9 protein-coding genes and 1 pseudogene are annotated in these 10,635 nt (G+C 72.4%); 8 read left to right on the top strand and 2 right to left on the bottom strand.

What is annotated here, in order from left to right:
• From ACWC9T_RS38870 to ACWC9T_RS38850, 5 genes and pseudogenes are all read left to right on the top strand, one after another.
• Positions 1-507: pseudogene (locus tag ACWC9T_RS38870) on the top strand (hypothetical protein); the annotation flags it as partial.
• Between the two features lie 5 nt (positions 508-512).
• Positions 513-1,595, top strand: a complete 1,083-nt coding sequence (locus tag ACWC9T_RS38865; RefSeq protein ID WP_449825757.1) for a hypothetical protein — start codon at positions 513-515, stop codon at positions 1,593-1,595.
• Between the two features lie 93 nt (positions 1,596-1,688).
• Entirely contained in the window at positions 1,689-2,051 is a 363-nt protein-coding gene (locus ACWC9T_RS38860) for a hypothetical protein (RefSeq protein ID WP_449825756.1), read from the top strand.
• 22 nt (positions 2,052-2,073) lie between these two features.
• The gene (locus ACWC9T_RS38855; protein WP_449825755.1) at positions 2,074-2,343 is read left to right on the top strand and encodes a DUF6303 family protein; all 270 of its coding nucleotides are present in this window, start codon (positions 2,074-2,076) and stop codon (positions 2,341-2,343) included.
• Positions 2,344-2,741: 398 nt separating this feature from the next.
• Positions 2,742-4,481, top strand: coding sequence for a replication protein (locus ACWC9T_RS38850; RefSeq protein ID WP_449825754.1), 1,740 nt, complete (start codon positions 2,742-2,744; stop codon positions 4,479-4,481).
• A gap of 178 nt (positions 4,482-4,659) precedes the next feature.
• Here ACWC9T_RS38850 and ACWC9T_RS38845 read toward each other — a convergent pair whose 3' ends face one another.
• Together ACWC9T_RS38845 and ACWC9T_RS38840 are read right to left on the bottom strand one after the other, a co-directional pair.
• Positions 4,660-4,866, bottom strand: a complete 207-nt coding sequence (locus ACWC9T_RS38845; RefSeq protein ID WP_449825753.1) for a hypothetical protein — start codon at positions 4,864-4,866, stop codon at positions 4,660-4,662.
• A gap of 1,553 nt (positions 4,867-6,419) precedes the next feature.
• Positions 6,420-7,142 carry a GntR family transcriptional regulator gene (locus ACWC9T_RS38840; RefSeq protein ID WP_449825752.1) on the bottom strand — a complete coding sequence of 241 codons (723 nt, stop codon included), beginning with the start codon at positions 7,140-7,142 and terminating at the stop codon, positions 6,420-6,422.
• 141 nt (positions 7,143-7,283) lie between these two features.
• Here ACWC9T_RS38840 and traA point away from each other — a divergent pair, with 141 nt between their 5' ends.
• The 3 genes from traA (at position 7,284) to ACWC9T_RS38825 (ending at position 10,473) form a co-directional block, all read left to right on the top strand.
• Complete coding sequence (gene traA, locus ACWC9T_RS38835) at positions 7,284-7,850, top strand: plasmid transfer protein TraA (protein ID WP_449825751.1); 567 nt, start codon at positions 7,284-7,286, stop codon at positions 7,848-7,850.
• A gap of 13 nt (positions 7,851-7,863) precedes the next feature.
• Positions 7,864-9,888, top strand: a complete 2,025-nt coding sequence (locus tag ACWC9T_RS38830; RefSeq protein ID WP_449825749.1) for a plasmid transfer protein TraB — start codon at positions 7,864-7,866, stop codon at positions 9,886-9,888.
• Positions 9,889-10,020: 132 nt separating this feature from the next.
• A complete protein-coding gene (locus ACWC9T_RS38825; RefSeq protein ID WP_449825748.1) occupies positions 10,021-10,473 on the top strand; it encodes a protein kilB in 453 nt (150 codons plus the stop codon).
• The last annotated feature ends 162 nt before the right edge of the window (positions 10,474-10,635 follow it).

Here is a 10,635-nt window from a genome sequence, read left to right as displayed (position 1 = left end):
ACCCCCCAGTATGGCCACCCGATCGACACCGCCGACCTGCTGGCCGCTCTGATCCCGGACACCCCGGCCGGGCTCACCCCCGCGCCCGCCCCGACCGCCGCCCCGACCGCGCCGATCCCGGCCCCGACCGCCCCGATGACGGTCGCGTACCTGCCGAGCGGTCAGCCCGTCTACGTCCCCGTCCCGCTCCAGACCAACCTCCCCGCCCCGGCCTCGACCCCGGCCGGGCCGATCGTCCCGCGCTGGGCCGTCGGCACCGCCGTGACCGCCGTCGGCGTGGGCGGCGGGGCCTGGATGCTCTCCGCCGCCCTCGGCCTCCTCGCCAACGGGGTGGCCGCCCTCGCGGCCGGCGCCGCCGCCGGGCTCCCCCTGCTCCTGGTCGCCGGAGCCGCCGTCGCGGTCGCCGCCGGTCGACGCGGCCGGTCCGGCACGGGCGGTACGCCCGGCGTGTCGGTCATCCAGACCGTGACGCAGACCGTCACCCAGAGCGTCCGGATCGGGGAGTGACGACCATGCAGACCCGCCACCTGAGCAAGGGCACCCGCCTCGTGTTCGGCGCGCTGTTCGCCGTCTGCGCCGCCGTCGGCACGGCCGGAGCCGTCGGTACCTACTCCAACGCGTCGGCGGCCCTCGGCTCCGACACGGCCGTCGGTGTCGTCGCCGGGGGCGAGGGCGCGATCCTCGTCCTTGGCCTGACCATGCTCGGCCTCACGCTGATCCAGCGGCCCTACCCGGCCGCCATGCGTGTCGGCCTGATCGGCATCCCCGTCGTGGCCGCCGTCGCCGGGGTCCTGATTGCCCAGACGACCGCCGAGCGGGTGGCCTACGGGGTGTCGCCGCTGGCGATGACAGCGGCGGCTGAGCTGGCGGGCCTGCTCGCTCGCTCGATCGTCGTCCACCGGACCGGGGTCGACGCGGAGGCCGACCGCCGCACCGGGGACGCCCTGCGGCTGGTCGAGTGGCACCGGGCCCGGGCCGCGCACCACCCGGGCCGGTGGACCCGTCGGCGGTCCGAGCGGGCGGCCTGGCGCCTCGCCCGACGGATCGGCGCGGGCGACATGAGGCTCGGCACGGCCCTGCCGGACGCCTACGCCGAGCGGACCGCCGCCGCCGCCGTCGCCGCCCTCGACAGCCTCTACGGCCGGACCCCGGCCCCGGTCGAGCCCGCTGCCGACACGGCCGTGTCGCCCGCCCCGGAGCCCGTGTCGGAGGCGCCCGCCGCCCCCGTCGAGATCCCCGCCCCGGCACCGGAGCCGACCCCGGAACCCGAGCCCGAGCCGTTCCCGATGGAGGAGCCGGAGCCGGAGGCCGCCCCGGAGCCGGAGGCAGAGACCCCGGCCGACACGGACGACACGGCCCCCGACGCGCCCGCGTCGCCCGAGCCGGGCGCCCCGCTGAGCGACGTCGAGCTGGACGTCGTGGTCCACATGATCCGGACCGAGACCGACCCGCCGAGGAGCCTCCGCGCGATGGAGGAGCGGTTCCGGCAGCTGGGCTACGTCGCCGGTGCCGCCCGGCTCCGCCAGGCCTGGACCCGCGTCACCGCCGCCCCGGCCGCCATCGACGGCCAGACCTCCATCACCGACCTCGACTGACCGCCCGGACAGTCAGGGTCGCCTCCACCGCCCGCCGGTGGAGACGGCCCCGGCCGCCCGGCCGACCCGGATCGACACGCCACGGAGGCACCCGTGCTGTTCGAGACCCACACCCCCACCCCGCCCACCGCCGACCCGGTCGCCGCCACCCCGGCCTGGACGGACGTCATGGCCCGCGCCGAACGCACCTGCGAGTGCACCGGCGCCTGCGGCAGCCGACACGGCCGATCGGGGCTCCGCTGCGACACCCGACACGGCCAGTACCTCAAGGGACACAAGGGCCCGGTTCGCCTCTCCGTCGGACAGCCGGACCTGACCGACCGCGAAGCCGCGGTTCTCCCGCCGGCCGAACTCCGGGCGTGGTGCCCGTCCTGCTGGCGCGGGGCCGACCGCCGCCGCCGGGCCGCCCGTGCCGCCCTCAACAGCCGACACGACACGACCGACACGCTGTTCTGACACACCAGAGGAGAATCCGACTGTGACCACCTACCGCGCCACCTTCGCCAAGGGCCCCAAGGGCACCTGGCACCTCTTCGTCGTCCTGCCCGGGTCGGTCGCCGACTGGCCCACGGAGGAGTTCGGCACCACCGACATCCCGACCGTCGAGGCCCGCGCCGAGGCCCTGGACGTGCTCGGCTACGAGACCACCGCCCCGGCCGGGGCCATCGTCTGGGACTGGCACGAGGACGTCGCGGACGACGGCTCGGTGATCCTGCTCGCCGGGACCGAGGTCCGCCCGACCAGCTGAACACGACGAAGGCGCCCCGCCGGAAACCCCGGCGGGGCGCCTTGTCATGAGGCAGGATCAGTCCCCAGAAACGGCTGAAGGCCCGGGAGTTTCTCAGGCGCCCGGACCTTCGCGTAGCCGAACCTCGTCATCTCTCACAACTCCGAGGTCCTGTGTCCAGCGTATCCAAGGCGGCCCGAGCCGTCACCCAGACCCGCCTTCCAAAGCGCCCGAAGTGCGCGATGTGCCGGAAGTCGATCCCGGCCACGACCGGTGGACGCCCCAAGATCTACTGCTCTGAGCCCTGCAAGAGCCGTGCCAAGCGGGTCCTGGGGAAGCCCGAAACCGCCGGATCACTACCCCCCGTTTCCGCAGGTCAGCCCGCGTTTTCCGACCCGAAAGGGTCGCTGGGTAAAGGGTTGACAGAGTTTTCCAAGAGCGGCGACGGGCAGGCCGGGCCGCAGGTGGCGACTCGGGCCGCCAAGACGCCCGCCCCGGTCCGGCGATGGCAGGGCCGGAAGGTGCTCAACCGGATCTCCAAGGTCGGCGCCTGCGCGGGCTGCGGCCGGAATGTCCTGGACCCGGACACGGGCGTGATCCACGCCCGGTCCAGCAAGGGCTACGCGGTGACCATCGGCCTAGTGCGGTGCGGGCGGATCTGGTTCTGCCCGGAGTGCTCGGCGGCGATCCGCCGGGGCCGCACCGAGGAGCTGATGACCGCCGCGCTCCGCCACCTGGCCGCTGGTGGCACGCTGGCCGTCGTCGTGCTGACCGCCCGCCACAACCACACGACCGAGCTGGACCGGCTCTCGAACGCGCTGTGGGGCGCCCCGATGGTCGGCGCGGACGGCGCCCCGGTGCTCGACAAGTCGGGCAAGCCGCGCCGGTCGCCGGGCGCCTACCAGACCATGCTGACCGACCCAGCGTTCTACGGGCGTCCCGAGACCATCTCGACCTGGACCCGCAAGGACGGCACGGTCGGAGCGTCGGTCCGCCCGGCCGAGGACGGCATTCGGCACTCGATCGGCTACATGGGCATGGCCCGGGCCTCGGAGGTCACCCGCAGCCAGAAAAACGGCTGGCACCCGCACATGAACCTCCTGGCCTTCCTCGGGGCCACGGTCGAGGGCACCCCGGCCAACGGCACCGTGGACAAGGACGGCTACTTCGAGCCCGCTCAGGAGGACTTGGATGCCTGGGAGGACTGGCTGCGCGGCCTGTGGGCCCGCACCCTGCGCAAGGCGGACCCGACGTTCGAGCCGTCCACCGAGTGCGGCATCCCGGATTGCAAGTGCCGGGGCAAGGGCCACGGCGTCATGATCCAGATCGTGAAGTCGCCCGACGCCAAGGCGCTGATCGAGTACCTGACCAAGGTGCAGGACGGCAAGCCCGCCGACTCGGTGGGCGAGGACCTGGCTGCCACCAAGGGGGCCGCGCTGGAGACCGCGAACGCCTCCAGCAAGACCGGCCGGGGCCGCAAGACCATGACGCCGTTCCAGATGCTCTACCGGCTCTGGGACATCGAGGTCGGCGGGCTCGACCCGCGCCAGGCCGAGGGCTACGGCAGGGTTGACCAGCTGCGGGCGTGGTGGGCGGAGTACGAGGCGGCGATGGCCGGTCGCCGGGCGATCGAGTGGACGCGCGGACTGCGCCGGCATCTTGGGATGACCGGCGACGACTCGGAGGAGAGGGACCTCCAGTACGTCTACGAGCAGCAGAAGCCGGACGACCTGACCGGCGGCGTCATCATGACGCCCGACGCCCACGCGACCGTGATCGGCGCCGACGCCGAGATGGACGTAAAGGCGATCGTGGAGGCCGAGGCGTACGACTCGGCGGCCGACCTGGTGGCCGGGCTTGGTGGGCGCCGCAACCACGTCCGGGTGGCCACCGGCAAGGAGCTGGCCGAGACGCAGGAAGCGCTGTACGCCCGGGTGCTTGCCCGCCGTGAAGAGCTAGACCGGCAGGCCAAGGCCGCCGACCGCGACGCGGACCGGGCGGAGGCCAAGCGTCAGCGTCAGGACGGCGAACGCCAGCGCGCGAAGCTGGACGCTCTGACCACCGAGCGGGACGCCTTCCTCGCCGCCGTCCGCGCCAACAACGCCGACCGCCAGGACGAGATCGCTGCCTCGATGGCGCGCGTCCGGGGCACCGCCTGACGCGCCAATGCCAAGGCCCCGACCGTGCTCGGTCGGGGCCTTCGTCGTGCCCGTGGAGTGTCCACGGGGATAGCTCGCTCCGCCGTAGGCAGGTGCGGGCTCCGGGCAAAACTGGTGTCAGTTTGCACTAACTCGCTACCGGCATCTACGGCGGTAAAAGCCGGTAGCAAGTTAGTGCTTACTGTTCCAGTTTCGCGTCGGCCGGGCCGGGGCCGAGCGGCCGTCGACGGGGCGGCTCAACGCGCTCCTGGTGGACGTCGACGGCGGCCTGGTCGTCGTCGAGAACCGCGGCTTCGATCGGGAGTCGGCGGGCGCCGGCGGTGTGCTCGACGGCCTGGTGCTCGTCGTCGGATCGGACGTGGAGGGGGCGCCTCGGGGTGCTCATCCGACCATGATCCCGGACGCCGCCGAGCACGCGGCCGACCACCGTCGGACGCCACCACCCAACCAGCGCCGCAGGCTCTCCGAGCCCGCGACACCGCCCGGCCGACCAACCACCACCAACACCAGAGGAGAGGGCCCAGGAGAGGGATGTCGGCATTTCGGTGAGCATTGGTGCGGGGTCTGACCTGCGCGCTTCCCGGGCCTGTCCACGGGCAGGGGTGCGGACATCAGGAGCCGCATCAGGAGCCGCATCGAGAGCTGCAGCAGGAGCCACATCAGGAGTGCCGACCGACCCTCGCCCGGACACCAAAAAGGCCGCCCGGGGCGGCCTCGTATCGTCGCGAAGTGACGATACCTTAGCACTGTAAATGATCTTGATCGGTTCGAGCGGGACCAAGATCACCGAGATGCCAGAGGTGCGACCAACCGCGCGGCCGCGCGAAATGCAAGAGATGTCATCGACCGCTGGGGCGGAGATGCAAGAGCTGTCGCGAACGCGGTCGTCGCCGGGGTCGGCTCGAAGTGTCAGAGGTGTGATCGACCGGGGTCATCTCGAAGTGCATGAGGTGTGATCGACCGGGGTCATCTCGAAGTGCATGAGGTGTGACCGACTTCGATCATGAAAAACGGGGCCTGCTTCGACGCCCACCAACGTTGGTGAACGACCGCTCACCAACGTTGGTGGAGGGGCCGTCGCGTCGTGATGCATAGGAGTGGGCATCGGGTCGCTTCGGTCGCTTGGTGTCGGTCGCATCGGATGGTGATGCAAGGGTGTGTCGTCGCTGAATCTTGGTGGGCTCGTCGTGCTCCTGGTGGTGCTCGTCGTCCTGGTGCTCGTGCTCGATCGGTACGTGAAGTTGGTGACGTGCGGTACGTCATCGGGTCTTCGTCGGCGAGTCAGGCCGGGCTCGATCCGGACCGCCAGGAGTGGGCCAACTTCATGTTCATCACCGGGCGCCGGCGGGACCGGTCGGCGGGTTCAAGGCGCGCGTGCGTCGCGCGCGTGCGAGGTGGAATCCGCGGCTGTCGGGAACGGGTTCGTCTGGCCCCACCCGGTGCCGACCTTTTCGCGCTCGACTGGCCATCGTCCTTGACCCACGGGTGGGGGCCGTGGCGGGACTCCCCGGTGGGCGGCAGCTGTGCCGGATCACGGCCGCCGGGGGCCCGACCATCTCGCCAGGCGTGCACGATCCGCTGGCGGCCGGTGAGGGCCCCCAGAGGCCGTGATATCGCCCCTTGGGGTGCCGTCCGCCGGGGAGTCCCGCCATACGGTCCACGCCCGCCCCGGCGCACGTCGCACTCGACATCGAGGCCCCCGGCTCCCCGGAGGTGGCCGGGGGGTCCGGCGGGGCGGAGCCCCCCGGGTGTTCTGACCGGTACTGACGCACCCTCCGGCGGCCGTCGCCCGGCAGCCCGGGGCGGAGACAGGAGGGCGGCCGGAGCGGGCGGCCGCCGGGCCGCCGCGCGGCCTTGAACCCGTAGAGAAAGTTTGAACGCGGAAGCGCCCCCGTCTCAGGCTGAGATGGGGGCGCTTCGAGTTCCGGGCTGGTCAGCTCAGCGGGACTCGTCGGGGTACCAGGTGTAGGCCAGGCTCCACAGGTGGGTCGGCATCACGTGGACCGTGGTCTCCACGGTGGTGCCGTCCTCGGCGTAGGCGCTGTGGGTCAGCTCGTACACGCGGTGGTCCTCGCTGAGGCCGAGGAACTCCTGCTCCTCCGCCGTCGGGGGGCGGACATCGATCTCCTCGCGCATGAGGTCCTGGCCGTGACCGGCCTGCGCCATGCGGCTGATGATGCCGCCGGTGCCGGTGTCCTGGCCCTTTACGTCGGCCTCCTGAGCGACAGCCTTGGGGACCGTGGTCACCGCGATCTGCACCGGGACGTCGTCGGCCCACATCTTGCGGGCGCGGATCGTGGCGTCCTCGGTCTCGGTGACGGTGGTCTCCCAGCGGGGCTCGTAGCCGTGCTCCCGCACCTCCACGTCGAAGGCTCCGCGCCCCCTCTCGCGGTAGGTCGCCTCGTAGCGCTGAGGGACAGCGCGGCGGATCTTCTGGGGGATGCGAGTCACGTGGGTTCCTTGGGTCGTCATGGTGATCAGTCCTTCGGCGGCCAGCACACGGAGCGCCTTCTCGGCGGTGCCCTGGCTCACCTCCAGCTCGGCGGCCAGCTCCTTGCCGGTGGGCAGGCGCTCGCCGGGGGTGTACTCCCCTCCGGCGATGCGTCCCCGGATCGTGTCGGCGACGCGCCGGTACTCGGGGCGCTTCGGTGTGTTCGTCATGGAACGGACGTTAGCGCCGTCAGCACGAAGACGCAATCCATCAGAGCGCCTTGACGTTCTGTCAGAACGAGTCCACTCTTGGAGAGCACCAAGCCCGCCGGGCCACCGGACAGGGCTCAGCCTCGCCATGGGGAGACCACAGTGGTCGACACGTCGAAGAGCACGTCAGGCACCGCAGCGGGTAACGCCGGCACCAACCCCGGCTACAAGGGCGCCACGAAGAACAGCAGCTGGAACGCGGCGTTCGCGCCGTCGTTCGGGATCAACCTGAACGTGGTCGGCAACGGCAGCAACAACGGCAGCAACAACGGCAGCAACAACGGTGGCGGTGGCAACGGCGGGGGCCGGATCCAGACCAGCAACTCCCACTTCATCCTGGGTGAGCCGGAGTTCAACAGCACGGACCAGGTGATCCAGTACTGCAACCACGTGCGGGCGGTGATGGTCCAGGCGGCCATCGAGCTGGCCGTGGCCGCCAAGATCCTGGAAGCGCGGCTCTCCCAGGCGGTGGCGATCCCCGGCGAGAACGTTCTCCAGCGCCGGATGAAGGCCCGCAGCGTGGCCGGGAAGCTCAAGAAGACCGCCGACAGCGCGACCGCCGCCGCCAAGAACGTGGTCGCCACGTACGCCGCTCTCCAGCGCGAGTACTCCGACCTGGTCCGCCCCCCGGCACAGCGCACAGCCACCACCGCGCCGTTCCGGTTCTGAGGGAGGACAGACCATGTCGAAGACGACCGAGCAGGCCGAGCACCGCGAGAACCAGCTCAACGGCAGCAGCAGCATGAAGGGCATCGGGGCCTGGCTGGCCCACCGTGCCAAGCCGTACACCCCGCCGTGGATCGCCACGGGCTTGGTCGGGGCGGCCGGGCTGGGCGGCTACCCGATGTGGCACGACAGCGCCTTCGGCGGCGTCGGCCTCACCCTCGGATCGGTCGCGCTGACCGGCGCCGCCTGGTGGATCGGCAAGAGGCTCGACCCGGCCCGGCGGCTCCACTCCGCCATCACCGTGGCCGCCGCCTCCGGCTGGGTCACCTGCGCCGCGCTGGCCGGGCCGTGGGTGCGCCCGCTGCCCGACATCTACCTCATCGGCGGCATCGTCACCGCGCTGAGCTGGAACTTCCGCCAGCTCCACCCGGCACCGGCGGCCGAGGGCGGCAGCGCCGACAAGGGCCTGCTGGAGAAGGTCGGGCTCGCCCGCACCAAGCTCGGCGAGGCGAAGGTCGAGCCGAACCGGGTCACCGTCCCGTACGCGCTCCCGGCGGGTGAGCTGACCAACGCCGACGTTGCGAAGGCGATCGCGGGTCTGGAGTCCGGCCTGGACGTGCCGCCCGGTGCGGTCCGGGTCCAGCCCAGCCCGGACTCCTCCCGGCGGGGCCAGATCGTCATCGTCCCGGAGGACATGTTGAAGACCCCGACCGTGTGGCCCGGCCCGTCCCGGCCTGGCGCGTCGATCGCCGAGCCGCTGCGGATCGGCGTCTACGACGACGGCTCCGAGCTGCTGCTGCCACTGCTGGAGGCGATCCACATCCTCGTGATGGGGATGACCGGCTCCGGCAAGACCGAGGGCGCCGTCGACATCCTGTTGGAGATCCTGTCCCGCAAGGACGTCGTCGTCTGGCTGTCCGACAGCGCCAAGGCGGGGCAGGACTTCCAGCCCCTCATCCCCGCCATGGACTGGGTCGCGCTCGACACCCCGAGCACCATGAGCATGGTCGCCGCCGTCCAGGCCGCCATCCCCGAGCGCACGAAGTGGCTGCGCGACCACGGCTACCGGGCGTGGGAGCCCGCCGCCGCCGAGAAGCAGACCAGCCGCAAGCACTCCTGCAAGAAGCTCAAGGCCTGCGGCTGCGACGGCCTGCAGTACCTGCTCGCCTGGTTCGAGGAGGCGGCCAAGACGCTGCGGGACATGGGCGACGACAGCTTCACCGGCATCGCCCAGGAGGCCCGCTCCGCCGGGGTCTCCCTGGTCATCTCGATGCAGCGCGCCAGCGGCTACCAGCTCTCCACCGACACCCGCGCGTCCCTGCCGGCCGCGCTGTGCTTCGGCGTCCGGGGCGACGACGCCTCGTTCGCGCTGCCGGAGGAGGTGCTGGACGCCGGGGCCAACCCGGCGGCCTGGGGCAACAAGCGCAAGGGCTACGTGTACCTGGTCTCCGCCGGGGTGGACGAAGACCTGTACGCCAACCCGGCCCGGACGTTCTGGACCGGCCCCGGCGGCTCCTACGAGCAGATGGCCGCCTGGGTGGTCGCCACCTTCGCCAGCGTGCGGCCGGGCGTCGACCTGGTGACCGCCGCCGCCGCCGAGCGCACGGCCGGAGAGCGGTTCGTGCGCCGCGTGGAGCTGACCGGCCAGGACGGGCCCGCCGTGCTGTCCCTGACGAAGGGCGAGCCGGAGGACGACGAGCCGGGCGTCTACCTGGCCGAGGACGACGGCCTGGTGGACCCCGAGGACGCCGACCTCGACGTGACCGCTGAGCTGGAGCCGACCGGCCAGGGCTCCGAGCTCCCGCCGAGCGACCTGTCGCCCGAGGAGGCCCGCGAGCTCCTGGTCGAGCTGATCGAGATGCTCGCCGGAATGGGGCCCGGCACCATCGGCCCGGCCGACCTGGGGCCGTTCCTGGACCAGCTCGGCCGGGGCCGCTCCTGGGTCTCCAAGGAGATGAAGCGCCTCTCCGAGGAGGGCCGCCTCGCCCCGACGGCCGAGGAGGGCCGGTACCGGCTGGTGCCCGTCCTGGCCGGGGTCTGACCCCCCTCGCACACCCCGCACACCCGCACACCCCGCACAGCGCGAATTCCCACGTGGACGGGGGTGTGACAGGGGCCGCACACCGGCCCGCACACCCCCGCCGCACACCCCCCCGAGAAGGGATCCACCGCCATGTGGCAGAGCATCATCACGATCGCCGGGACCCTCGCCGGAGCCGTCACGGCCGGGCTGATCCAGCAGCGGTCCACCCGCACCGAACGGTCCGCCGGCCTCGCCGAGACCCGCCGCTCCGAGCGGGTCGAGGCCGTCACCGCGCTCCTGGTCGCGCTCGCCGACCACCGCCGCGCGATGGTCCTGCGCGAGGAGATCCGGCTGACGAAGGGCGCCGACTCCCCCGAGTACGCCGCCGCCCGCGCGGCCAGTCACGAGACCCGCGCGGCGATCACCGCCCCGCACGCCACCCTCTCGATCCTCGTGCCCGCCCTCGCTGGCCCGGCCCAGGCCGCCGTCAGCGCGGTGTACCGGATCCGCGGCGTCGAGCACGCGGGCTACCTGGAGTGCGCCCGGACCGAGGCGGTGGACACCTCCGACCGCCTGGTCGCCGCCGCCGCCCGGCTCGCCTGACCCCCACCCACAACGAAGCCGCCCCGAGGCACCGGGACGGCTCCAGCCCACGGAGGACCCCGTGAACACCCCCCAGTATGGCCACCCGATCGACACCGCCGACCTGCTGGCCGCTCTGATCCCGGACACCCCGGCCGGGCTCACCCCCGCGCCCGCCCCGAC

This window comes from Kitasatospora sp. NPDC001159 (genome assembly GCF_053598235.1).
The sequence above is the reverse complement of the archived record's forward strand: the minus strand, read 5'-3'. Positions and strand labels throughout refer to the sequence as shown.

Coding starts and splice junctions, on each gene's coding strand:
- ACWC9T_RS38840 (WP_449825752.1), bottom strand. CDS start 7,142: ATGACGAACACACCGAAGCGCCCCGAGTACCGGCGCGTCGCCGACACG.
- ACWC9T_RS38865 (WP_449825757.1), top strand. CDS start 513: ATGCAGACCCGCCACCTGAGCAAGGGCACCCGCCTCGTGTTCGGCGCG.
- ACWC9T_RS38825 (WP_449825748.1), top strand. CDS start 10,021: ATGTGGCAGAGCATCATCACGATCGCCGGGACCCTCGCCGGAGCCGTC.
- ACWC9T_RS38830 (WP_449825749.1), top strand. CDS start 7,864: ATGTCGAAGACGACCGAGCAGGCCGAGCACCGCGAGAACCAGCTCAAC.
- ACWC9T_RS38845 (WP_449825753.1), bottom strand. CDS start 4,866: ATGAGCACCCCGAGGCGCCCCCTCCACGTCCGATCCGACGACGAGCAC.